Annotated in this window: 24 protein-coding genes; 14 read left to right on the top strand and 10 right to left on the bottom strand. The window is 66.9% G+C overall.

Going from position 1 to position 22,951, the window contains the following annotated elements:
* The first annotated feature begins 82 nt into the window (after positions 1-82).
* On the top strand, positions 83-964 hold the full coding sequence (locus MEBOL_RS38095) for an SDR family NAD(P)-dependent oxidoreductase (protein ID WP_095982004.1): 882 nt from the start codon (positions 83-85) through the stop codon (positions 962-964).
* On the opposite strand, the gene MEBOL_RS38090 is transcribed toward MEBOL_RS38095, so the two are convergent.
* Positions 961-1,731: a spermidine synthase gene (locus MEBOL_RS38090; RefSeq protein ID WP_095982003.1), complete on the bottom strand. Its 771-nt coding sequence runs from the start codon at positions 1,729-1,731 to the stop codon at positions 961-963. The genes MEBOL_RS38095 and MEBOL_RS38090 overlap by 4 nt on opposite strands.
* A 20-nt stretch (positions 1,732-1,751) precedes the next feature.
* Between MEBOL_RS38090 and MEBOL_RS38085 the strand changes: the two genes are divergently transcribed.
* Positions 1,752-2,213: a hypothetical protein gene (locus MEBOL_RS38085; RefSeq protein ID WP_095982002.1), complete on the top strand. Its 462-nt coding sequence runs from the start codon at positions 1,752-1,754 to the stop codon at positions 2,211-2,213.
* A gap of 22 nt (positions 2,214-2,235) precedes the next feature.
* On the opposite strand, the gene MEBOL_RS38080 is transcribed toward MEBOL_RS38085, so the two are convergent.
* Entirely contained in the window at positions 2,236-3,000 is a 765-nt protein-coding gene (locus tag MEBOL_RS38080; RefSeq protein WP_095982001.1) for a hypothetical protein, read from the bottom strand.
* A gap of 188 nt (positions 3,001-3,188) precedes the next feature.
* Here MEBOL_RS38080 and MEBOL_RS38075 point away from each other — a divergent pair, with 188 nt between their 5' ends.
* Genes MEBOL_RS38075 through MEBOL_RS38065 form a run of 3 tightly spaced genes read left to right on the top strand, consistent with a single transcriptional unit; the run spans position 3,189 to position 5,690 of the window.
* On the top strand, positions 3,189-4,712 hold the full coding sequence (locus MEBOL_RS38075; protein ID WP_245919233.1) for a DUF2380 domain-containing protein: 1,524 nt from the start codon (positions 3,189-3,191) through the stop codon (positions 4,710-4,712).
* Positions 4,709-5,179 carry an NUDIX hydrolase gene (locus tag MEBOL_RS38070; protein WP_095982000.1) on the top strand — a complete coding sequence of 157 codons (471 nt, stop codon included), beginning with the start codon at positions 4,709-4,711 and terminating at the stop codon, positions 5,177-5,179. Before MEBOL_RS38075 ends, MEBOL_RS38070 begins: the two co-directional genes overlap by 4 nt.
* Positions 5,180-5,216: 37 nt before the next feature.
* Positions 5,217-5,690, top strand: coding sequence for an NUDIX hydrolase (locus tag MEBOL_RS38065; RefSeq protein WP_095981999.1), 474 nt, complete (start codon positions 5,217-5,219; stop codon positions 5,688-5,690).
* 60 nt (positions 5,691-5,750) lie between these two features.
* Here the strand turns inward: MEBOL_RS38065 and MEBOL_RS38060 are convergent, their stop codons facing one another.
* From MEBOL_RS38060 to MEBOL_RS38040, 5 genes are all read right to left on the bottom strand, one after another.
* Positions 5,751-8,075 (bottom strand): DUF1592 domain-containing protein, encoded by a 2,325-nt coding sequence (locus MEBOL_RS38060; protein WP_157823914.1) that lies wholly within the window; start codon positions 8,073-8,075, stop codon positions 5,751-5,753.
* A 67-nt stretch (positions 8,076-8,142) separates the two neighbouring features.
* On the bottom strand, positions 8,143-9,429 hold the full coding sequence (locus tag MEBOL_RS38055; RefSeq protein WP_245919231.1) for a DUF1552 domain-containing protein: 1,287 nt from the start codon (positions 9,427-9,429) through the stop codon (positions 8,143-8,145).
* Between the two features lie 363 nt (positions 9,430-9,792).
* Complete coding sequence (gene cutA, locus MEBOL_RS38050; RefSeq protein WP_095981996.1) at positions 9,793-10,122, bottom strand: divalent-cation tolerance protein CutA; 330 nt, start codon at positions 10,120-10,122, stop codon at positions 9,793-9,795.
* Positions 10,119-11,204, bottom strand: coding sequence for an acyl-CoA dehydrogenase family protein (locus tag MEBOL_RS38045; protein WP_095981995.1), 1,086 nt, complete (start codon positions 11,202-11,204; stop codon positions 10,119-10,121). Before MEBOL_RS38045 ends, cutA begins: the two co-directional genes overlap by 4 nt.
* 25 nt (positions 11,205-11,229) lie before the next feature.
* The gene (locus tag MEBOL_RS38040; protein ID WP_095981994.1) at positions 11,230-12,153 is read right to left on the bottom strand and encodes an NAD-dependent epimerase/dehydratase family protein; all 924 of its coding nucleotides are present in this window, start codon (positions 12,151-12,153) and stop codon (positions 11,230-11,232) included.
* A 105-nt stretch (positions 12,154-12,258) separates the two neighbouring features.
* Here MEBOL_RS38040 and MEBOL_RS38035 point away from each other — a divergent pair, with 105 nt between their 5' ends.
* From MEBOL_RS38035 to MEBOL_RS38020, 4 genes are all read left to right on the top strand, one after another.
* Positions 12,259-13,143 carry a LysR family transcriptional regulator gene (locus MEBOL_RS38035; protein ID WP_245919229.1) on the top strand — a complete coding sequence of 295 codons (885 nt, stop codon included), beginning with the start codon at positions 12,259-12,261 and terminating at the stop codon, positions 13,141-13,143.
* A gap of 111 nt (positions 13,144-13,254) precedes the next feature.
* Positions 13,255-13,848 (top strand): TetR/AcrR family transcriptional regulator, encoded by a 594-nt coding sequence (locus MEBOL_RS38030; RefSeq protein ID WP_095981992.1) that lies wholly within the window; start codon positions 13,255-13,257, stop codon positions 13,846-13,848.
* A 43-nt stretch (positions 13,849-13,891) separates the two neighbouring features.
* Entirely contained in the window at positions 13,892-14,086 is a 195-nt protein-coding gene (locus MEBOL_RS38025) for a ferredoxin (RefSeq protein ID WP_095981991.1), read from the top strand.
* Positions 14,087-14,127: 41 nt separating this feature from the next.
* On the top strand, positions 14,128-15,375 hold the full coding sequence (locus tag MEBOL_RS38020) for a cytochrome P450 (RefSeq protein WP_095981990.1): 1,248 nt from the start codon (positions 14,128-14,130) through the stop codon (positions 15,373-15,375).
* 51 nt (positions 15,376-15,426) lie between these two features.
* Here the strand turns inward: MEBOL_RS38020 and MEBOL_RS38015 are convergent, their stop codons facing one another.
* Positions 15,427-16,773, bottom strand: coding sequence for a cellulose binding domain-containing protein (locus MEBOL_RS38015; protein ID WP_095981989.1), 1,347 nt, complete (start codon positions 16,771-16,773; stop codon positions 15,427-15,429).
* A 149-nt stretch (positions 16,774-16,922) separates the two neighbouring features.
* On the bottom strand, positions 16,923-17,069 hold the full coding sequence (locus tag MEBOL_RS41675) for a hypothetical protein (RefSeq protein WP_157823913.1): 147 nt from the start codon (positions 17,067-17,069) through the stop codon (positions 16,923-16,925).
* On the opposite strand from MEBOL_RS41675, the gene MEBOL_RS38010 reads away from it, so the two are divergent.
* From MEBOL_RS38010 to MEBOL_RS37995, 5 genes are all read left to right on the top strand, one after another.
* On the top strand, positions 17,062-17,916 hold the full coding sequence (locus tag MEBOL_RS38010) for a protein phosphatase 2C domain-containing protein (protein ID WP_157823912.1): 855 nt from the start codon (positions 17,062-17,064) through the stop codon (positions 17,914-17,916). The two genes, MEBOL_RS41675 and MEBOL_RS38010, sit on opposite strands and share 8 nt — an antisense overlap.
* A 470-nt stretch (positions 17,917-18,386) precedes the next feature.
* Positions 18,387-19,637, top strand: coding sequence for an IS701 family transposase (locus MEBOL_RS38005; protein WP_245919228.1), 1,251 nt, complete (start codon positions 18,387-18,389; stop codon positions 19,635-19,637).
* Between the two features lie 8 nt (positions 19,638-19,645).
* Positions 19,646-19,786, top strand: a complete 141-nt coding sequence (locus MEBOL_RS42060) for a hypothetical protein (RefSeq protein ID WP_170115460.1) — start codon at positions 19,646-19,648, stop codon at positions 19,784-19,786.
* Positions 19,787-19,807: 21 nt separating this feature from the next.
* Positions 19,808-20,251, top strand: a complete 444-nt coding sequence (locus MEBOL_RS38000) for a zf-TFIIB domain-containing protein (RefSeq protein ID WP_218920851.1) — start codon at positions 19,808-19,810, stop codon at positions 20,249-20,251.
* 309 nt (positions 20,252-20,560) lie between these two features.
* The gene (locus MEBOL_RS37995) at positions 20,561-22,051 is read left to right on the top strand and encodes a SulP family inorganic anion transporter (RefSeq protein ID WP_281256617.1); all 1,491 of its coding nucleotides are present in this window, start codon (positions 20,561-20,563) and stop codon (positions 22,049-22,051) included.
* A 13-nt stretch (positions 22,052-22,064) separates the two neighbouring features.
* On the opposite strand, the gene MEBOL_RS37990 is transcribed toward MEBOL_RS37995, so the two are convergent.
* Positions 22,065-22,679, bottom strand: coding sequence for a hypothetical protein (locus MEBOL_RS37990; protein ID WP_095981985.1), 615 nt, complete (start codon positions 22,677-22,679; stop codon positions 22,065-22,067).
* Positions 22,680-22,951: the final 272 nt, after the last annotated feature.

Here is a 22,951-nt window from a genome sequence, read left to right as displayed (position 1 = left end):
CGCAGGCGAGCGGGCGAGCCATGCGAGACCCCGCCTGGGAGGATTACCGTTGTGGTTCGTTGGCCCAAGGGGAGGAGTTTCCATGCGACCACCCATCGATTCTGGCACCGTGCTCATCACGGGGGCGTCCTCGGGCGTTGGGCGGGAGATCGCCCGCCAGCTCGCCTTCCGGGCCCGTACGCTGGTGCTCGTCGCCCGGAGCGAGGAGCGCCTGGAGACGCTGCGGGACGAGCTGCACGCGCGCAATCCCACGCTGGGCGTGGTGGTGGAGCAGTGCGACCTGGCCCAGCCCGAGGACGTGGACGCGCTGTTGGACTCGCTGCGCCGCAACCTCGTCCATGTGGACGTGCTGGTGAACAGCGCGGGGTTGGGGGACTACAGCTTGTACGAGCGCGAGAGCTGGTCGCGCATCCATCAGATGATGCGGGTGAACGTGACGGCCCCTCTGTTGCTCACCCACCGGCTGGTGCGGCACATGGTGGCGCGCAAGCGCGGCGGCATCCTCAACGTCGGCGCCGCGGGTGGTAACTCCTTTGCTCCGGGGATGGCGGTCTACTGCGCCAGCCGCCGCTTCCTGGATGGCTTCACCGAGTCGCTGCGGCTGGAGTTGCTGGGGACCGGGGTGGTGGTGACGCAGGTGTCCCCCGCGGCGGTGGACACCCGGGTGGACGAGCAATCGGGCGCGGAGGATCAGGTGGCTCCGCCGCCGGCGTGGATGCGCATCTCCGCGGCCCGGTGCGCGTCCGAGGCGATCGCCGCCTTCGAGCGCGGAGTGCCCCGGGTGCATCCGGGCCTGACGCACCGGTGGATGACGCGGCTGAACTCCATCTTGCCCCGGAGGGCGAAGCGGGCGGCGGGGCTCGTGGCGGCGCGGCGGCTGCGCCAGGGCGAGCCCGTGCTGGAGCCCGTGCACCCCCATCTGGGCTGGGGCCTGTTGCTCGCCGGCGTCTCCGAGGAGCGCTAGCCTCGAACCGGCTCGAAGGACGCCACGCTGTGGTGGAGCGCGGGTAACTCCAGCTCCCGCGCGAGCTGGCCCATCCGCTTGCGGAACACGGGCTCGGGGGGCAGGGGGCGCCGGGTGCCCACGAGGATGCGGTTGCCCGTCTCCGGCGTGCCGCGCAGCACCGCGCAGCCGGGAAAGGTCCGGGCGAAGGTCTCGATGCGAGCCTCCACGTCGCGGGGCGTCTCCAGGGCGATGTTGAGCACCGCGACGCCCTCGGAGGTCAGCCGGGCGCGGACGTGATCGAGGAAGAGCGCTTCCTTCAGATGATCGGGCGTTCCCTGGTCCGAGAAGGCATCGAGGAAGATGAGATCATAGGGCGGCTCCCGGCGGAGGATGTAACGCGCCCCGTCATCCACGTGGATGCGCAGCCGCGAATCCGGGCGCACCCCGAAGAAGCGCCGGGCCACGTCCACCACCACGGGATTGAGCTCCACCACATCCACCCGGACCCGAGGAAGCCTCCGGTGCAGCATCAGCGGAAAGGCGCCTCCTCCCAGCCCCACCACCAGCATCCGCTCGCGGCGCCGGGTGAAGGCGAGTCCCGCGGCGGCCACCCGCACATAGCTCGTGGTGATCGCGAGGGGATCGCTCCGGAGGAAGGCGCTCTGGAGCGTGCCCTCGGCGCTGTCGAAGCGCAGCGAGCGTTGATCCCCCTCGTCCACCACGTACACGGTGCCGAAGGGCGAGGGCGCTTCGTGAACTACCCGGAGCCGCCTGGAATCAGTCATACTGGGCTCTGGAAAACTCCATGGGCGCTGGAATCACCTTCGACGACTCGCTCTGGCCGCTGCTGATCTCCCGCTTCCGGGGTTCGGTCTCGGACGCCGATTTCGAGGAGTACCTCGTCCGGGGAGCGGCCTACCTGCGGCGGGGAGAACTGTACGTCAGCGTCCTCGACATGGGGAGGCTCGCGCTGCCCACGGCCGCCCAGCGTCAGCGCCAGCTTGAGTGGATGCGCGACCAGAAGCAGGCCCTGCGCGAACAGCTCATCGGGTGTGCCTTCCTGCTCGACTCGCCCATCATCCGGCTGACGTTGAGCACCATCTTCCACGTCGTGCCCCTGCCTTCACCCTACGTGGCCGTCTCGGACCTGGCCACGGGGGCGCGCTGGGCCAGTGTCCGCCTGGAGGAGCACGGCCTGATCGAGGCGTCGCTCCGGGTCCAACACCACTTCGGGCTCACGACGTCCTGGGATGCCCAGGCACCGTGAGCTGGGGGGGCCCGTTGATGGCTCATGGCTCAGCGGATTGCGGCAAACGGTTCTCCTTGGCGACGGGCATGTAGCACTTGCCCTGGTACTCGGCCTGATTCTCGTAGCAGGGAGGACGTTGTTCCAATGCCATCCAGCATCCGCCGTTGATAGCGATTTCTCCTCGGGTCTTGCAGGGGGCCATGGCCTGATTGCGAAAGGGTTTGGGAGGCAGCGGGTAGGCGGGGACTTTCGCTTGGGATTCTCCCGCGCCAATCAAAGCCGGAGCATCGGTGGGGAGGGTTCTCTCCGCGAAGAGGGCTTCCGGGTCCCCGAGGCGGTTCGTGTCACGGAGCCAGACGCCGAGGAGCAGGAGGAGCAGGGTTCCGGTGGCGGTCGCGTGGAGCTTGCGTGGACGCCGCTCCGGGTGGACGCGAGGGGTCCACGGTTCCCGAGGAAACAGGGGCCCTCGGGCGAAGTGGGCCCGCAGCCGGGGATTGTTCTCCACGCGTTCGATCGCCGCCTTCATCATGGCCAGGACGTTCATCAACTCCGGCACATGCACGGACGGCGGTGCGTGTCCCAGTACCATCTCGATGGTGACCGGGCCCCGCTGGCAGGACATTTCGAACAGCCAGAGGCCCTCGGGCTGCCAGTTCATGCGCTTGCTGGGTATCAGCACCACCCCTGGCAAGCCCGTGCCCACCTGCCATGCCTCGTGGAGGCGGCCCAGGTCGGGACCCACCTCCTTGTAGCGCCTGCCCAGCTGGAAGGGCACTCGCCCGTGACCCTTCTTCTCGTCCGCCATGTGCTGACCTCGCCAGGACTCGCCCAGTCGCTGCTTCCACACGCAGGGAAGCGGATTCGACCTCTCAAGTCAAGTAGGGTAGGGTACCTTTAGAAGTTCAGTTGGGTGATGTTGGCCGAGGAACTGAGAGAGGAGTCCAAGAAAGGGACTATGGTTGGAGGCGGTGGTGCGACTGACGGAGCCTCCTCATGCCGACGACCAGCCACATGCGCTTGTTCGCGAGACGGCGAATGATCGAGCGCGGCGGGAATGTGCTTCCGCTCACCCTGGCCTTCGCCGTCCTGCTGACGGGGTGCGCGACGAGTTCTCCGCGCGGCGGCCTGTTGAGCGGTCATGGCCAGGGTCAGGGGGATCAGCGAGCTTCTTCCCCATTTGTCCTGGCCGAAGCAACTGGCGGCTCCGGTGGCTTTGTAGCGGAGTCACCCGTTGTCGGAAGCACGGTCGACGCCATGGAGCCCGGGCGCCGGAGTGCCACGGAGGCCCATCAAGCTGCTCTTGGCGTCATCGACGAGGTGTCCGGCTCCCTCGGCCGTATCGCCCTCTCGCTCTCCAGACTCAAGGCCAGTCAGATGGGCATCGGCGGCCAGATCGATGGCTTCTTCTCCCCCTATGTCGCCTATGGCGTACAACAACGGCAGTGGCTCGACGCCGCGCTCGGGGGCGCGGCCCAGCTGGCCCATACTGCCTCACAGGTGGACGACCCGGATATGCAGCTCGCCCTCCTGCGTCTCTCCGGCCCACGTCTCGAGGCTGCTTTGTCCGGCACTCTGCTGCTCTCCGCCTGGCTCGACTTCCTCCACTTCACGGACGTCGTGCTCCAACACTGTCCCTTCTACAGCGTCGAGCGGTTGCTCATGGACCTGGAGGGGGTGCACAAGCGGCTTGAGCCCTCCATGAAGGCGCTCGCCTCTCTGGAGCCAGGGCGGGTCGAGTCCACGGCGAGCGCGCTTCCCGTCCTCATGGGGGAACTCTCCCGCGACTACACCTCCACCCGAGATGCCGTGCGCGTGTCCACCGAGCGCGTCGGTCAACTCATCCTGGCGGCGCAACTCGTCGAAATGCTCACCCAGGTTTCGATGATGAAGCTGTCACTGCCACGACTGCCGCCAGCGGCCCCCGTCACGCTGGGTGTGGGACTCGTGATGGGCTCCAACGGCGTGATGATGGGCTCGCAGCTCGTTGTCTCCGCCGAGTGGGTGGAGATGATGCGCCGGCTCGTCCGGGCGGGTGTCCTCTCCGCTCCTGTTGTCGGCGCCGCCGTGCGGATACACGCCGGTCAGGTGATGATGTCGCAAAGGCACGACGAGTTGCCGCAGGGGGTACGCGACGCACTGGGTGATGGACCCGAGGTGCGTGCCATGCACCCGACGGGCAGAGCGGGGGCTGGCATGGCCGAGGCCCCGAAACACCACGTCCTGCCGAGAGAGCACCGTGGGTGGTTCGAGCAGCGCGGCTTCACCGGAGACATGAGCATCGACCAGTTCTGCGTCAGAATGGAGCAGGCAGGCCACGAGGCGATCCATGGCGGTGGCAACTGGCGTCTGGGTCGCACATGGCCCGGCGAGTGGAACCAGATGATCATGAAGGTGCTGCAAAAAGCTGAGAACCGGGCTGGCCGGATGTTGAATCCGAGCGAGGTCCTGAAGGTTGTCGCGGAGTATATGAAGGAATACAAAATTCCGTTGACCTTCACTCATTGGAGAGGACCATGAGCGACGAACAGGCGTGGCGGGGCGACTGGAAGGTTCGCTTGTATGAGCGGGTTCGCGAGCTTGGATATGATTCGCTCACCGCCTTCGCCGAAGCACGCCCCACGGCCTCGCTTGTAGCGCTAGCCGAGGAACTTGGGGCGGACGACATCGCAGGGGTGCAAGTATTCAGCGGGTTGGTGGCCGAGGCGGAGCGGAGCCATCGGGTGACGCGCTTGGTGCGCGGACAGTTAGTGCGTGAGTTGTCCCAGCGTCTCCCGAACGGTTGGCCTGCCGTTCTGGATGAATCAAACCGTTTCGATGTCGCCCATGCACTCGCTCGTTGGAGCACTTACACCCCCGAAACGCATGAGAAGCGCGTCGATCAGGTTGGTGATGCGCTCCTTGCCACGCCACCACCGCCTGGCTGGCGTCCGCTCGGTCCCGACGATGAACTGCTCCTCATGCTTCTGCCCGACGAAGAGACCTGAATTTCACTCCCGTGAATTTCACTCCTTGGAGAGGACGATGAGCGACGGACAGAATGCTTGGCAGGGCAACTGGAAGGTTCGCCTGTATGAGCGGGTTCGCGCGCGTGGTTTCACGTCACTCACCGCCTTCGCCGAGGCGCGTCCTGCCGTCCCTCTGTATGTCCTGGCCGAAGAGCTTGGCAAGGACGACATCGCCGGGGTGCAGGTGTTGAGCGGACTGCTCGCAGAGGCGGAGCAGCGCAAGCAGGTCACACGTTTTGTCCGCGATGTGCTCGTGCGCTTGCTGTCCCAGAGCATCCCCGACGGTTGGCCAGCCGTGCTGGACGACGAAAACCGTTTCAAGGTCGCCAAGGCGCTCGGCTCGTGGTCCGCCTACACCCCCGAAACGCATGAGAAGCGCGTCGACCAGGCCGGCGATGCGCTCCTCGCCAAGCCACCACCGCCCGGCTGGCGTCCGCTCGGTCCCGACGACGAACTGCTCCTCACGCTCCTGCCCGACGAGGAAGCCTGAACTTCCCCGTGTGTACTCTCCCGCCGCGCGCCGGGTCCACCGACGCGCGGGCGGAATGACTCAGCGGCTGGCGCAGTAGCCGAAGCTGGCGCTGCCGCCCGGCACGAGGTGGCTGTTCCAGTCCACGCCGGTGAACTCCACGCCGTTCCCGGTGATCTGGTAGGTGGCGTTCCAGGCGTTGAAGAGGGTGCCTTCCACCTTGAGGGTGATGCGCCAGTCGAGTTCGGACGAGCCCGCGTTGGTCACCTTGACGTTGTGGCAGTAGCCGCCGCCCCAATCATCCTGGACCTTCGTGGAGATCTGGACGCCACCGGAGGTCGGGGGCGGCGTGGTCGGATCCCCCGTTCCGGGGATGTCCTCCGGGGGAACGGGGTCCGTTCCAGGCGTCGGCGTGGGCAGGGCGGTGATCTCCCCCCACCGCTGGGTGAAGCGCGGCAGCTGGGTCAGCGACACGAGCAGTTCCGGGATGCTCAGAGAGCCCTGGCGGAAACGCTCCGACAGCTGGGTGGCGGCGCAGGAGGCATCATCCCCGGACACGCCATAGGCGAAGCGCAGCCAGTTCAAGGAGAAGCAGCCCTGCACGTCCGGGCTGTCGGCGAGCTTGTCCTGGAGCCCCTCGACGCCCGTGAAGGTGCCCTCGGTGGCGGGAGAGGCCAGGATCTCCCCGCTCGCGTCCACGGCCGTTCCGTTGGCCAGCTGGGGCTGGTAGCGGCCCACGCTGTTGAACTGCTCGAAGCCGAAGCCGATGGGATCCATCATCTTGTGGCACGCCGAGCAGGCGGGGTTGCGCGAGTGCTCCGTGAAACGCTCCCGGTTGGGCTGCTGGGGATCGATGGTGGGCAGCTCCAGGTTGAGTCCCGGAGGCGCGGGCGGCAGGGGCTGGCACAACAGCCGCTCGCGCACGAGCCGGCCCCGGCGCACGGGCGAGGCGACCTGGGGCGTGGCCTGCGAGGCCAGGATGCTGCCATGGGAGAGGAGGCCGCCCCGTCCCGAGCCCTTGAGCTCCCAGCGGCGCGAGCCCGTGGCCGACACGGCTCCCGCCGCGGAGGAGGAGGGCAGGCCGTAGAAGGCCGCCAGGGTATCCGAGGCGTACGTGTAGTCCGCGGTGAAGAGATCGGACATCCGTCCGCCGCCGTCGCGCACCACGTGATCGAAGAGCGCCAGCGTCTCCGCCTTCATCGCCGCGCGCACCTGCGGGGTGAAGTCCGAGAAGAGGCTGGGATCCTTCTGGGCCTGATCGAGCTTCTCCAGGTCCAACCACTGGCTCACGAAGTGATCGAGCATGGGGCGGCTCCGGGGCGAGGCCAGCATGCGGCGGGCCTCGGCGGCGAGCTGCTCTGGCGTGTGCAACTGGCCCGCCTTGGCCTTGGCGAAGAGATCCGCGTCCGGCATGGAGCCCCAGAAGAGGTACGACAGCTCCGAGGCCAGCTCATAGTCGCTGAGCGCGTAGCGGCCGTTGCCCTGGTGCGTCCCCAGCTCCGAGCGGTAGAGGAAGTTGGAGGACATCAGCATGGCGGCGGTCACCGCCTCGAGCCCCTTGACGTAGCCGTCCTCGGCCGCCACGGACGCGTAGAGCGTCCGGTAGCGCGTGACGTCCTCCTCGGTCAGGGGGGCGCGGAAGGCGCGCGCGCCGAAGTCCTGGATGAACGTCTGCGCGCAGGCCTCACCGGGCGCGCAGGAGACGTGCCGGGACAGCTTCGCCATGGCGGCCTCAGCGGCCTGCTCGGACACGGTGAGCAGCTTGTCGGTGAGCAACTGGCCCACCGCGCGCGCATCCGCGGTGTTGTCGAAGCCGTGCACCACCTCTTCCGAGGGCAGGGCCTTGCCCCACTGGGAGTCGGTGTCCAGGTAGAGCAGGTCGCGCAGCGTGTTGTCGTACTCGAAGCGGGTGAGCATGCGCAGCTGGCGCTTGGCGCTGGGGTCCAGCCCCTCCGGCGTGCACGCCATCTGCTGGGGCGAGCTCTGGCACGCCCCGGGCACGCCATTGATGCGGTCCGCGAAGCGCTGGAAGTTCGTGTAGAGCACGCTGCTCTGGGCCACGAGCTTGCCTCCGCCATGCCCCTCGGGGTGCGTTCCCGAGGGCTTGAGCAGGAGCAGGGACGTGCCATCCAGCTTCTGACGCGCGATGGCCCGCACCGTCATGAAGTTGTTCTCCAGCGCGCCTGGCTCGCCCGGGGGGAGGAGCACCATGCGCGTGGCCGCCGCGGCTCCTCCGGAGGAGTGGCAGGCGATGCACTGCGTGGACATCACCGGCTCCCACATCTGGGTGCGGAAGAACTCCAGATCGTCGGGGCAGCCCGCGTCATTGGACGAGGTGCACGCCGACAGGAAGGCCGCGGAGGAGAAAAGGGCGCCAAGGGCAACGAGTTGCCGGAAGGTCAGCACGGAGTCCACCTGCGAGTCGCGAAGAAGGGAGACGAAGACGGCGGAAAGAGAGGGGAAGGAGCGCGGGTCAGACGAGCCCGTCGAGGGTACCGGTGGAGCGGGAGGGATCGCCGAACGCCTCGATCGACACGCCCATGGCCTGGCAGACCGACGTGAGCAGCTTCTGGTGCGACGCGTTGGTGTAGCGCAGGTAGCGGCCGAAGCGGAAACCGCTGCGCGCGCCGCCCGCGAGGACGAAGGGCACCGAGCGGCAGTTGTGCAGGCGGCTGTCGCCGAGCTCCTTGGCCCACAGCACGAGCGTGGAGTCGAGCATCGTGCCGCCCCCCTCGAGATCCGGACGGGCCTTGAGGGCCGAGAGCAGGTAGGAGAACTGCTCGGCGAACCAACGCTCGCACCGCACGAAGTCCGCGATGCCCGCCGTGTTGGCGTCGTCCTTGTGGGACAGCTCGTGGTGGGCCTCGCTGGAGCCCGCCCAGGTGAACACCTGGGGCGCGACGGTGTGGGACCACTGCAGGGACGCCACCCGCGTCATCCCACAGGCGAGCGCGCTCACCATCAGGTCCATCTGCATGCGGCCCAGCAGCGGGAACTGCTCGTTGGCCTGGGCATTCACCGCGATGGGCACCTCGGGGGGAGCGCATCCATCCGTGGAGATGGGCGTCACCAGCCCCTTCTCCGTCTGGCGCAGGGCCTCCAGGTGCTGCTCCAGCCGCCGCTTCTCCTCCGCGCCCACCCGCTCGGACAGGCCGTTCATCTCGGTGCGCACCAGATCCAACATGCTCTTGCGGCGGCGCAATTGCTTGTCAGCGGAGGACGTATCACCCCCGAGCGCGCCGAAGAGCCGCTGATAGGCATTGCGCGGCACGTCTTCGGGAGACACGAAGACACCCGGCGCCGAGTAGGACATCCGCGTGGATTTCGACGCACCCCAGAGGCTCGTCTGGACCCCGAACTCCAACGACTTGAACCGCGAGCCCTCGCCAATCTTGCTCGCGACATACTGATCAATGGACAAACCACCGGAGGCGTGTTGCGCCATTCCGCCGCCCGTGAGCATGTTGGCCATGCCGGCGTCGTGATTGTCCACGTCCACGAAGTCCAGCCCATCACAGACGAGCAGGTTGGCGCGGTGGCGGTTGAGCGGCTCGAGCATGCCGCCCACGGGGAACTCGAAATCCAGCTCGCCTCCCGTGGGACGCCAGTGGCGGTGCACCGTTCCATTCGGAGTGAAGACGACGATGAGCCGCCGGGGCAGGGGCGTCGCCGCGTGGGCTTCTCCTTCGCCCAGCACGCGCAACAACGGAGACGCCAACAGGGAGAGACCCAGACTCGCGGTGAAATCCCTTCGCCTCATGCACGTCACTCCATCCCAGGGTGATCCGCGCGTCAACTCTTGACGGTGTCTCGGACAGGGAGGTCATGGAGCCCCCCCTGTTCCCGGCTCGCGGCGATTCCTGAGAGAGGCTTGTAGCACGCTGTGTCGAGAAGTGATCGGGCGAAATAATCTGGAACGTTCCGAGGCACGTCGCCAGATGTCCCCCGATGTGGGTCCCCAGTGAGGGGGACAACTACAAACACGCCTGTGATGAGTTCATGGACACGCGCTTTTTCGCGGGAGCGTGTGCAATGACATCCACCCTGGGGGCGCATCCGCTGCGTGATGAGAATTTCACCGCGAGCGTTTTCGCGCGTCGGGGGTGATGACGCGTCGCCTCCTTCACCCTTGTTTGGGGGTGACCGCGTCCAGAATCCACTTCAGGTACGGCGCGTGACCATCCGCCACGTCCAGGCGGATCACCTCCGGGCACTCATAGGGGTGCACCGACACCACGCGCTCGCGCAAGGCCTCGAAGCGGGGCGCCCAGGTCTTGAGGATGAGCAGGGCCTCGGGCTCGTCGTGCACCCGGCCCTCCCATCGGTAGATGGAGCGCAGCCCCGGCACCACGTTGCCGCATGCCGCGAGTCCTTCTTCCACCAGTGTCCGGGCGATCTCCGCGGCCTTGTCGGCCGAGGGCGCCGTCACCCACACGAGAATGGCGTCGGTCATGGCGAGGGCGGTCCGTTCAGGCCGAGCAGCTGCTTGCCCAGGAAGTCGCGGATGACCGCGGAGGACCACGCCATCAGCGGACCGCTCATGGCGTCGCGCACGTAGCGCTCGATGGGGTGGGTGCGCAGGTAGCCCGTGCCCCCGGCCAGCTCCAGGGCGGCGGTGGAGATGGCGATGGCCGCTTCATTGGCCACCACCTTCGCCTGCATCTGGAGGAGGAAGGCGTTCGGCTCCTTCTGGTCCGTGGCCGTGGCGGCGCGCTCGGCCAGGGCCCGGGCCGCTTCCAGGCGGATGCTCATGTCCGCCACGGAGAACTGGATCCACTGCATCTCCGCGAGGGGGCTGTTTCGCGGCGGCAGCCGGCGCGCTTGCGCGTAGTCGAGCGCGAAGGCGAGCGATGCCTCGGCGAGGCCGATGGAAATCCACGGCAGGCCCACCGAGATGACGCTGGGCGCGGAGGGATCGAGCCGGAGCTGGCGCGACTCGGGCAGCAGCGTGTCCCGCATGTGCAGCAACTGGCTGCGCGTGGCGCGCATGCCCATCGTGTCCCAGATGTCCTCCACGTGGATGGAGTCGTCCTTGTCGATGATGAAGAACCGGGGCTGCCCGTCACACAGGGCGTTGGTCATCAGGTACTTCGCGCGGTCGCATCCCGAGACGAAGCGCTTGGCTCCGGACAGCCGCCACCCCCCCTCGACCCGGCGCGCCTCCTGCTGGGGCATCAGGAACAGGTTGCCGCTGGTGGGCTCGGACAGGGCGTTGCCAAACCACGCGCCCTGGCGGAACTCGGCGCCGAAGAAGGCCACCTGCTCTGGATCCGCCAGGGCCAGGAACGCGGCGCCCGAGCCCTGGTGCATCAGCCACGCGGTCGCGAACGAGGCATTGCCCCGGGACAGGCGGCTGATGATGCGCCCGAAGGTCAGCCAGGAGCACCCATCCACCAGCGCCGTGTTGACCGGGGAGCGGCGGGTGGCCTCGAGTCCCTCGTCGGGAAACGATCCTTCCCGGTCATGGACCGCGGCTTTTTCCGCCAGCAACAGCCCCAGCCGATCCGCTTCTTGCAGGAGTTCCGCTTCTGTCATGGGCCCGCAGCCTAGCCCATGCGGGCTACTTCGCGAGGGCGGCGAAGTCTTCCCGGTAGCTGCCGAATTCGACGTCCCGCGGCAAGGAGGGGCCCTGGGGGCTCCAGCCCAGCCGCCGCGCATGGGTGGCGCGAACGCGGCTGTTGGAGGCCAGGCCGAAGCGGGCGAAGCCCTCGCCGATCGAGGCGATGGCCTCATCCAGGGGCCAGGTGACCGTGCGTCCGCCGAACCCGAGCATCCGGCTGATCGCGGCGGCGATGTCCAGCAGCCGGGCCTCTCCGCCCTCGGCGAAGAAGAAGTCCCCCGGCTTCGCGTGCTCGAGCACCAGGAGGTAGAGCTCCGTGAGATCCTCGATGTGGACGTTGGACCAGATGTTGAGGCCCGGTCCGATGTGCGCGCCCGCCCCGCGGCGCACGGACTCGTGGATGAGGAAGGGGAGCTGTTGGGAGTCGCGCTTCAGGCCCAGGCCCCGTCCGTAGATCATCGTGGGGCAGACGACGATGGCGCGGATCCCCTCGCTCGCGGAGTTCCGCACGAACCGGTCGATGGCCACGCGGTCCGCCTTGCCGGGGACGGGCGTGTAGGGCGTGTCGTCCTCGAAGACGCGCTCGGAGGGCGCGCCCGTGCCCTCTTCCGACACCACGGACGAGCCGCTGGTGTGGATGAGCGTCTTGTTCGTGCCCTTGAGCCCGCCCACGAGCGCCTCGATCGCCGGCCGGTGGTCCGAATCCGCCGCGTTGATCGTCACATCGGCCTCGCGCGCGAGCCGCGCGAGCAGGGCTCCGTCGTCCAGGGTGCCCAGGACGGGGGTCATCCCCCGGGCCGAGAGCTGCTCGGCCTGGGCCTGGGTCCGCACCACGCCCGTCACTGAATAGCCCTTGCGCCGCAGCCCCTCGGCCACCGAGCCGCCGATGTACCCCGTGATTCCCGTCAAGAATGCGCGTTGCATGCCGTCCACCTGTCTTCGAGGAAGAAGTGGACCTCAAGTACTCCCGGAGCGTGGGCGAGGGCAGTGCTTGGCCGGGCACAAGGCCTGTGCCATGGAGGCACGACCATGGAGATCTGGCCCTACCTGCAAGCGTTCATCCAGAGTGTGCGCTCGGGGAGTTTCAGCGCCGCGGCCCGGGAGGCGGGCACCACGCCCTCGGCCTTCAGCAAGAAGGTGGCGAAGCTCGAGGCCCATTTGAACCTGCGCCTCGTCGTCCGGGGGGTGCACGGCCTGGAGCTCACCCCCGAGGGGTTGGAGTTCTTCCACCGGGTGCGCCAGGCGTTCGACGACATCGAGGACGCGTGTGCCCAGGCCACTCGAGCCACGGTGCCCCGGGGGCGCGTGCGGGTGAGCGCGCCCAGGGATCTGGGCCGTCTCTGGCTGATGCCGCGGATCGCGAGCTTCGCCCAGGCCTGGCCCCAGGTGGAGCTGGAGGTGAGTCTGAGCGATCAATTCGTGGATCTGATCGCCGAGCGCGTCGACGTGGCGGTGCGCGTGGGCACCTTCGAGGACGGACGGCTCGCGCGCCGGCGCATCGGCCGGTTGCGCCGCTGTTTCTGCGCTTCTCCCGCGTACCTGCGCGCGCGAGGGACCCCCCGGACGATCGAGGAACTCGCCGGACATGTGCACCTGGCCTACCTGCGGGGCGGCCTGCGCGTCCCCTGGCAGCTCCCGGGAGGGGGACAGCTCGAACCCCGGGGCCCCTTCGCCGCGGACAGCAACGATGCCCTCCGGCAGCTCCTGCTCGATGGGTTGGGGATCGCGAGTGTGCCGGAGCTCTCCGTGGCCGAGGACGTGAAGCGGGGCCGCCTCGAGGTGTTCCTGGAGGACATGTCGGAGGAAGGGCTGCCCATCTCCCTCGCCTTCGTGCGGGGCCGGCCGCTCGCGCCCCGGATCCGCGCCGTCGTGGACTTCTTCGCGGAGGCCGCGCGCACCTCGTTGCCCCAATAGTTCAGTGGAAGGCGGGTTGTTCCGGGATGGGTTGCGTCCTCCTGTCCGGGTTTGCTACTTTTTCGGAAATGGTTGATTGACCGGACAGTCAATCAACGACTGGGGAAGAGCATGAGTCCTCGCCCGGCGGCGCGGGTGGAGCAGCTTCGAGAAGAGCGGCGCAGGGACGTGCTGAGCGCGGCCCGGGGCGTGTTCGCGCGCAAGGGGTTCGTGGCGGCGAAGATCTCCGACATCGCGTCCGCGGCGGGGATCAGCCATGGGCTGGTGCACCACTACTTTCCCAGCAAGGAAGCGCTCTTCGCCGCCGTCATCGAGGAGTCGGTTCAGGGGTGGGAGGCGCTGATCGCCCGGGCCCGGGCGATGCCCATCACCGCGTGGGAGCGGCTGGTGTACGTGTGCTCGATCATGGGGGAGAGCTCGGTGGTGGCCTCCGAGCACCTGCTGATCATCGTGCATGCCTCCACGGGAGACGACGCGCCCCAGACGGTGCGTGAGGCGCTGGATCGCCTGGAGCGGCTCGTGTGCGAGCCCCTGTCCGCCCTCATCGAGGAGGCGCAGCGCACGGGGGAGGCCGCCGCCGGTCCGCCGGGGGAGCTCGCGCGCGCGTGGATGGCCGTGACCCAGGGGCTCGCCATCAGCCAGGCCTTGCACCCAGGCAGGGCGCGGCCGCCCATCGAACTCGTGCTCCGGCTGTTGAAGGCCTGACGCGTTCCGTTCCGTTTCGAGGTTCCACCGCTAGGAGATGAGCATGAAGATCGTGGTTGATTGGGATCGCTGCGAGGCCAATGGCGTCTGCGTTCGCGCGGCGCCCGAGTCCTTCCACCTGGATGACAAGGATCAGCTGCACGTCCTCACCGAATCCGTTCCTTCCGAGCTGCGCGCCAAGGTGGAGAAGGCCATCCGCGGATGTCCGAAGCAGGCGCTCTCGCTCTCCGAGGAATGAAGTCCCCTTTACCGCTCGCCGTGCCCAAAAGGAGATGACCCATGTCCCCTGACTCGACGCAATCCCATCCGCCCACCGTGTCCTTCTCTCCGGACGCGCCTGGCTTCGCCGCCAATCCCTTTCCCGTGCTCGAGGAGCTGCGCAAGGCGGCGCCCTTGTCCTATTGGAAGGAGGGCCGGGCCTGGCTGGTCACCCGGTACGAGGAGGCCCTCGCCATGCTCCGGGACTCCAAGCGCTTCAGCACCAACCGGGCCCACTGGGAGTTCGCCTCGGTGTCCGGTATCGCGGCGATCATTCCCGAGCTGGCGGAGCTCAACAACGCGGGGCTCTTCGCGCTGTCGGGCGCGGATCACGCCCGGTTGCGCAAGCTCGTCAGCCCGGCGCTCACGCCGCGCGCCATCGAGCGGTTGCGGCCGGAGGTGCAGGCCATCGTCGATGAAATCCTGGATGAGGTGTCGGGCCAGGACACCGTCAACGTGGTCAGTGATATCGCGGACCGCATTCCCCCCCGGGTGATCGGCTCCATGCTGAAGATCCCCAAGGGGCGCGAGACCCTGTTCAATCGCTTCACGGAGGCGGCGGTCAAGAGCTTCCTGCCCGGGCTGCTCCGTCCGGAGGACGTGCCCGCCCTGCGCGCCGATGTCCAGGAGGGCATTGCCCTGGTGCGGGAGACGATCGAGGAGCGGCGCCGCAACCCCTTGCCCGACGACATCCTCACCACGCTCATCCAGACGGAGGAGCAGGGAGACCGGCTCAGCACCGCGGAGCTGCTGTCGCTCGTGTCCTCGCTCATCGTGGGGGGGTTCGAGACCACCATCCACCTCATCGGCTTCACGACCTACAACCTGCTCAAGCGGCCCGAGCTGCTCGCGCAGGTCCTGGTGGAGCCCGACCTGATCAAGGGCGTCATCGAGGAGGTGCTGCGCTTCGACAACTTCGGGAAGATGGGTCTCGCCCGCTACGCGCTCGAGGACGTGGAGGTGGGGGGGGTGACGATCAAGAAGGGCCAGATGATCCTCCTCATGCTCAACAGCGCGCTGCGCGACGAGGCCGCCTTCTCCCAGGCGGATGTCTTCGACGCGCGCCGCAACACCAACTCGAGCATCGCCTTCGGCTATGGCGTGCACTTCTGCCTGGGGGCGAACCTGGCGCGGCTGGAGCTGCAGGTCGTCATGAACAGGATCCTCGAGCGCTTCCCGACCATGAGCCTCGTGAAGGAGCCCTCGTTCGGACCCCATCCGGTCATCCGCAAGATGGAGTCGCTCGAGGTTCAACTGCGCTCGCGCTGACGCCCACGGCACGGGCCGCCCCGGTGAGGAGGGGGCGGCCCGGACGGGCGCTCAGGGCACCGTGTCCTTGCGGGGCACGGAGGCGTTGCGCAGGCTGGTCACCGTCGCGTTGACGGCGTTGGTGTTCAGGTACGTGTCCTTGGCGAAGTACACCCAGTCCACCTCCTCGAAGTACGTGCGCGGAGTGCCGTTGGTGGTGCCGAGCTCGATGAACCACATCTGGAAGTCGAGGAACTGGTTGATGAGCGGCGCGAACTGGGACGTGTGGTTGGCCAGCTCCACGCCATCGATGTGGTAGATGTTGCCCGAGGGCGACGCGTGCAGCACGAGCGTGTGCCAGCCGTCATGGCTGTAGCTGAGCTTGCGCTCCGGGCTGGCCGCCTTGTTCTTGTCGAACGAGGTCAGGAACATGGTGGACGTGTTGCCCTGTCCCCAGCCGCCGTTGGGCAGGTACTCGTAGTCCTGCTCCGAGTAGCTGGCGCTGTTGTAGGGCGTGAGGGCGAAGAAGGTCTCCACGTACTTGTCGCCGTAGACGCGCGGACCGGACAGCGGGGCGTCGCGGAACTTGATCCGGGTCGCGTAGGTGCCGAACTTGAACTTCTGGGCCCGGGAGATGACCTCCGAGTGCGAGGTCCCCGCCGCGCTTCCGTTGGTGCTCGCCTGCAGCCGCATCAGCCGGTTGGAGCCTTCGCTCACCATGGAGACGTTGCCGGCGGACCACGTCGCGCCACCCACGCCGGGGCCGCCCGCGTACGTCCTCACCGTCCAGAGATTGGTGAACGCCGCATCGGCCGTGCTGTTGTAGGTGAAGTCATCGAAGAACTCGGCCGAGACCGAGGGCGGAGGCGTGGTCCCGCCCGTGGGAGGCGTGCCACCCCGCAGGCCACCCGTGGGCGCCGAGCCCGCGTCGTGCACGGTGATGCGGCTCCAGTTGGCGGCCGTCGTCTGGTTGCCGTACGAATAGTCATCCGTCTCGTTCACGGCGACACCGCCGAACGTGATCCCGAGATCGATCGGCGCGGTCGTCGCGCCCGCCGCCAGGCTGCCAGCGGCGCCGTTGAAGCGGATCTCCACGTACTGATCCGCTCCCGTGGCGGACACGCTCCCGCTCGTCAACGAAATCGCGGAGCAGTCCGGCGCGTTCCACCACCAGCACGCCGGAGTCGGCGTGGCGCCGTTCTTCGTGAACCAGTAGCGCACGACGACGCCGCTCAGCGGGATCGCGGCCCCGGTGTTGTTGCGCAGCTGGATGCCCGCCTCGATGATGTCGTCGTTGGGCCCCGCGGCGTTGTAGTTCTGATACTGCACCGTGAAGTCCGCCGTCCCGGCGAGGCTCTCGCTCAGGGGTACCACCAGAGACATCGCGGCGAGCAGGCTCTGCTTCCAGATCGTCTTCATTGGCTCTTGATCCTTTTCCCGGAGGACTCCCGGGTCCGCGCGTTCGCGGAGGTTCGTTGAAGGCTCAGGAGTTCATCCCCGATTTATTCGGGTTTTTCAATGATGACTGTTTGGTCTCTTGTTTCCCGAGAAGCGGGAGTGCGTCAGCCTTACGGCAGCGCATCGCCCAGGATCTGCTCGACGATCTGCCCCTCGCGGCTCACGAGCCCCAGCAAGAGCAGGACGGCGAGGTTGAATCTCGAAATAAGGAAAACGAGAACAACGCGATGCGCTAGGATACGTCCGTCGATGAACACCGATCACTTCTTCGCCACCGGACACCCCCACCTCGTCAGAGGCACGCCCTGTGAGGACTACGCCCTGTCGGGCGCCTTCGGTACGGACACGGTCTATGGGGTCGTGTCGGATGGGTGCTCGGGCATGTACACCCATACCGACGTGGGCGCCCGGGCGCTCTGCTTCGCCTTCCAGAAGGCCCTGCGGCCCCGGTTCAAGGAGCCCGTGCAGGCGTTCGGTCCGGAGTTCTTCTCCGCGTTGAAGACCGAGTTCCTGGCGAACCACATCTCCACGGACCGGCAGGACTATTTCGCCACCCTGGTGGGCTTCGTGGCCAATCCCCGCGACGCGGCCGTCTATCTCTTCGGGGATGGCGCCTATGTCCTGCGCTACGCGGACGGGCGCTACAAGGTCGTCTGGCTCGAATGGGACAGCAACGCGCCCTTCTATCTCAACTACTGCCTGCACGAGGACCTGTACCGGGAGTACGTGGGAGAGATCCAGAAGGGGGTCGATGATCCCGCCCACGAGCGCTTCCTCGTGTTCCGGGAAGCCCGTGACGGGGGGCTCAAGGTGATGGAGTCGGGGTCCATCCGGCACGAGTTCGATCGCCTGAGTCAGGGCTACGTGGAGCGCTTCCGTCCCGCGGACGAGGGCATCGAGGCCATCGCGGTGCTCACGGATGGGCTCTTCAAGATCGGCCAGGTGCCGACCCCAGAAGTCGCGCGGGAACTGCTCGCGTTCGAGGACCGTGGCAGTGGGTTCGTCAAGCGCCGGTTGACCGTGGCCCTGGAGGCGTTCGCCCAAGAGGGAAACGTGCTCCGGGACGACCTGGGCATCGCCTGCGTCTGGTTCGGCGCCGAGTAGAAGAGGGCTCGAATCGGAGGGCGGATGGCCTAGGATTCACGGCCATGAAGGCCGAGACCCGCTGTCCCCACTGCACGCGCGTACTTCAACCATTTCGAGTGACCAGTCCCGCTGGCACCGAGGTCGAATTGTGGGGCTGCGCCCACTGCTCGAAGGTGTGGGCGGCGGGGGGACACCTCCAGAACTCCTTTGGCGCCAAGTACTACAGTTGTACTTTCCAGGCCGACAGAGGAGTGCCGTTGACCCGGTCGCTGCGACCACCTCCCTTGAGCCGTCTTCCGTGGGCCCCGCGCACGTACCTTCTCCACTGAGATAGCGCAGCCCTGGGTCCGCGCAACTGCGGAGGTGGGATAGCGGGCCCCACTTGTCTGGTGGGGAGCCAGGAGAGAAAGCGAAACGCAGGAGAAGGTGACGCCGGAGGTGGCGTGGTTACAACCCATGGGAGAAGTCACCTTCACCTGGGGGCGGTCATGTCCAGCAGCGCCATCGTCTCGGACAACAACGAAGCGGTGCTCGTCCAGAAATGGGAGCAGGAGTGGCGCCGCGTGCGGGAGTGGGTGGAGCCCCACTTCGCACGTCCGGAGACACGAGCCTCGGCGGAGGCTCTGTTGCAAGGGTTGCTGGCCCGAGTCGAGCGTAAGAATGCCTGGGGCTTGAGCGAGGAGGTGGGCAGGGCGACGCCCTACGCCTTTCAACATCTGCTCAACGGGGCGCACTGGGACGAGGACGCGCTGCGGGATGACGTGTTGACGTATGCCCGCGAGCGACTGGGCGAGGGGGGCGTCTTGTCCATGGATGAGACAGGCTTCTTGAAGAAGGGGGACAAGTCCGCGGGAGTGGCCCGGCAGTACAGTGGCACGGCGGGCCGCATTGAGAATTGCCAGATAGGCGTCTTCCTGGCCTACGTCACCGAGAAGGGCCACTGCCTGGTGGACCGCGAACTGTACCTGCCCGAGCACTGGCTGGAGGACCCGGACCGATGTCGTCAGGCGGGAATTCCACGGCGGGTGCGATTCCAGACGAAACCCGAGCTGGCGCGAGCCATGCTCCAGCGGGCCTTCGACGCGGGACTCCGTCCCGAGTGGGTGGTGGGAGATGAGGTGTATGGCCGGGATGGAGAGTTGCGACGGTTTTTGGAGAGCCAGTCGCAACGGTATGTCCTGGCGGTGGCCTCCAATACCTACGCCTGGCGCGGGGTGGAGCAGGTGACGGCGGGAGAAGTCTTGAAAGAGGTGAAGAGGCGAGAATGGACGAGGCTGTCGGCGGGGGCGGGAGCCAAGGGACCGCGTTGGTATGACTGGGCGCGAGTCCGAGTCAATTCGCATGAGGGGACCCAGGCGCGGTGGTTTCTCTTCCGTCGAAGCGTGTCGGAGGAGAGCGAGGTGAGCTTTTATCTGGTGCATGCACCGGCCACGACGTCGCTGGCCGCCATGGTGGAAGCGGCCGGCAAGCGCTGGCCGGTGGAGGAATGTTTCGAGTCGGCCAAGGGGGAGGTGGGACTGGACGACTATGAGGTGAGGAAATGGCGAGGGTGGTACCGCCACATGACGTTGTGCCTGGTAGCACATGCATTCCTGGCGGCCGCGCGAGTCATAGCCAACGCGTCCGAGAAGGAGCACCCAGTCCCAAAACGCCTGGGCCCGCCGCATCGAAGCAGTCGCATGGGAGCGTTTCGACGGCGGCGAGGCCTGTCCTTATCCGCTTCAGTGTTCAGGAAGTGAGACGTCTGATGTGGAAACTCGCGCGTTGGGTGGTGCGGCCCGCGCTGGACTTCATCCTGCGCTGGAGCCGCTGGCGGCGCCATCATCAGGCCGTCGCCAAACTCTGCCACTACCGCCGCAGAGCGCCCAATATCCACGTCCAACTGTAGTACAAGGCCCGGCATCAGCTCGTGGGCGGCGAGACACCTCACTCGTGCGTGGAGTGCCGCATCCTGCTGACGCCCGCGCAACTGGGCTCGGGCGCCCCCGTCGAGGTGTGCTCGGCATGTCACGGCCTGCTGATCGATGAGACGGAGCTGGCCGCGCTGGGCATCCCACGTCAAGCGCCGCCGCCGCTCCGGGCGCCGCCGCCCGTCCCCGTGCCGACTCGGAAGGTGGAGGTCGTCGAGTTGAACGAGGAGGACGAGGTCACCCCGACGCCGGGTGTCCCGGTCCACCGCCTGCCCATCGAGCCGCCCGCCCTTCCGCCCGTCGAGGCGTTCACCGAGCCCGTGGAGACACCGGGTACCTTCGGGTGTGTGCTGTGCCGGCAGCGCAAGTCCCTGCGCGAGGGGCAGGCGTTCCGGGACGGCCTGGCCTGCCGCGCCTGCATGGATGCCCGCGCGCGGGGTTGAGCGCGCTCGGGTTTCGATTGCAATGCGTGGAGGGATGGGCGAGAACGCTCACGGATGCTGACTCCACCATGACGAGGACTGGCGGGAACGCGCCGGGTTGTTCGCCCCCTTCCGGGTGAGCCCAGGCTGCTTCCTCCCTTCGTCTCTGTTTCCGGCACACGGTTCGGTTCTCGCGGCGGCCTCGCCGCACGCGACGGTTGCGTCCGCGAGCGCGGCCGCTTCGCTGGAGCGTGGGCCCTTCGCATTCGAGGCATCGGGAGACCCGATGCCTCGCGGACTCCTATTCCCTATCACCGAGAAGAGTACAGCTTGAAGACGACGGCGTATGTGGCACAGCTGAAGCAGGAGTGGTTTTCCAATATCCGGGGGGACTTGATGTCGGGGACCGTGGTGGCGCTCGCGCTCATCCCCGAGGCCATCGCGTTCTCCATCATCGCGGGAGTCGATCCCAAGGTGGGCCTCTATGCCTCCTTCATCATCGCGGTGATGACGGCGTTCTTTGGAGGACGTCCCGGGATGATCTCGGCGGCCACCGGCGCCATGGCTCTGCTCATGGTGACGCTCGTCGCCAATCATGGCCTGGAGTACCTCTTCGCGGCCACCATCCTCACCGGTGTCCTTCAACTGGTATTTCGAGCGCTGCGGCTCAGCCGTTACATGAAATTCGTCCCGCGCCCGGTGATGACCGGCTTCGTCAATGCGCTGGCCATCCTCATCTTCATGGCTCAGTTGCCCCAGTTCACCGGCGCCTCCTGGCAGATGTACGCCATGGTGGCCGCGGGTCTGGCCATCATCTACGGCTTGCCCCGGCTGACGAAGGCCGTGCCCTCGCCGCTCGTGGCCATCGTGGTGCTCACGGCGGTGTCCATCTCCACCGGCATTTCCGTACGGACGGTGGGAGACATGGGCGCGCTGCCCACGTCTCTGCCCTTCTTCCACCTGCCCCAGGTTCCCTTCACCCTGGAGACACTGCGCATCATCCTCCCGTATGCCGTGCCGCTCACGTTCGTGGGACTGCTGGAGTCGCTGCTCACCGCGGCGGTCGTTGACGAGATGACCGACTCGCCGAGTTGCAAGCACAGCGAGGCGTTCGGGCAGGGCATCGCCAACATCGTGACGGGCTTTTTCGGCGGCATGGCCGGGTGCGCGATGATCGGCCAGTCCGTCATCAATGTGAGCTCCGGTGGGCGAGGGCGCCTGTCCACCTTCTTCGCCGGTATCTTCCTGCTCTTCCTCATCCTGGTGCTCGGAGACTGGGTCGCGCGCATCCCGATGGGCGCGCTCGTCGCCGTGATGATCATGGTCTCCATCGGCACCTTTGATTGGAAGTCGCTGGGGGCCATGCGGGTGCTGCCCGGGAGCGAGTCCGTCGTGATGGTCGCCACGGTGCTGACCGTGGTGCTCACCCATGATCTGGCCAAGGGAGTGCTGGTGGGCGTCGTGCTGAGCGCCATCTTCTTCGCGCGCACGGTGGCCAAGCTGGTGTCGGTGAAGAGCTCGCTGAGCGAGGACGGCCAGCGGCGGCGCTATGACGTCATGGGCGAGATCTTCTTCGTCTCCGTGGAGCGCTTCATCGCCTCCTTCGACTTCCGGGAGCACGTCACACGGGTGGAGATCGATCTCACGCACTCACATGTCTGGGATGCTTCGGCCGTCGCGGCCATCGACCGGATCGTGCTCAAGTTCCGGAGCAGGGGAGTGGAAGTGATGCTCATCGGCCTCAATGAAGCGAGTGCCACGTTGATCGGGCGTCTGGGCACGCATGACAAACCCGGCGCGGTGTTGACGCCGGGCCACTGACGGCCGGGGCGCGTCAGAAGACGACGCAGTCGAACTTCTCGATGACGGCCCTGAGTTCTTCGGGAGTTGTTTCCATCCGCTTGGCGACAGAGGGGGCATGGTAGGTCAATGCCCGCGTGGGAGCTGGCTGGGTATGGAGCTCCTCCACGATGACTCGACCAAAGAGGCCCGGCCACGTGACGCCGCGGAGCTCGGGGGCTCTGCGGATGGGGTCCAGGATGGTGAAGCACGGCCACTTGGGAAGGCGCAGGGTCGTGGGGTCACACCCCATGATGCGGCAAGCGTCCAATCGTGCCTCGATGAACCCGTGTTGATACTCCGGTGCACTCCCGTATTCGGGCCAGTGCCCGAAATCGCACCCCATCAGTCGCCCCTTGAACCGACAGCCCTCGAGCGAGGCTCGTACCCAGGATTGATGGTTCTTCAACTCTTGTTTCACCTCGAAGGTGCAGTCGATGAACCGGGCTCCGAGGATGTGCAATCGCTTGGCTGGCACCTTCAGGATGACAGTGCAGTTGCTCAGCGTCAGGTTGGGACCGAGGAAATAGAGTGAGTCTTTGTCTGTCGCTTCGAACCGTTCGTTCTCGAGCGCCTTATTCTCAATGATAATGTTCTCGAGCCACCCCATGGCCGTCCCTTTCAAAAGGTGAGCATCCGGAAGAGTTCCGTCGCCATTCGCCTGCCATGTCGTGCCAGATTGGATTCTGTCCCAGAGAGAATCTCGTTCAGCAGCTCACGGGCGGCTTCCCGTGGACTCGCCGTCAGCCGCATGTCGCGGGAGAGTCGCTGGAGGGCTCGTTGAAACTCGGCCTTGGCGATGGGGATTGGACGCGTGGAGACAGCGCCCGGCTCCAGGAAGTCCAGGGAGTGTACGGCGGATGCCGGGCGCCCTTCCGGTTC

The sequence above is a fragment of the Melittangium boletus DSM 14713 genome (genome assembly GCF_002305855.1).
Classification (GTDB): domain Bacteria; phylum Myxococcota; class Myxococcia; order Myxococcales; family Myxococcaceae; genus Cystobacter; species Cystobacter boletus.
The sequence above is the reverse complement of the archived record's forward strand: the minus strand, read 5'-3'. Positions and strand labels throughout refer to the sequence as shown.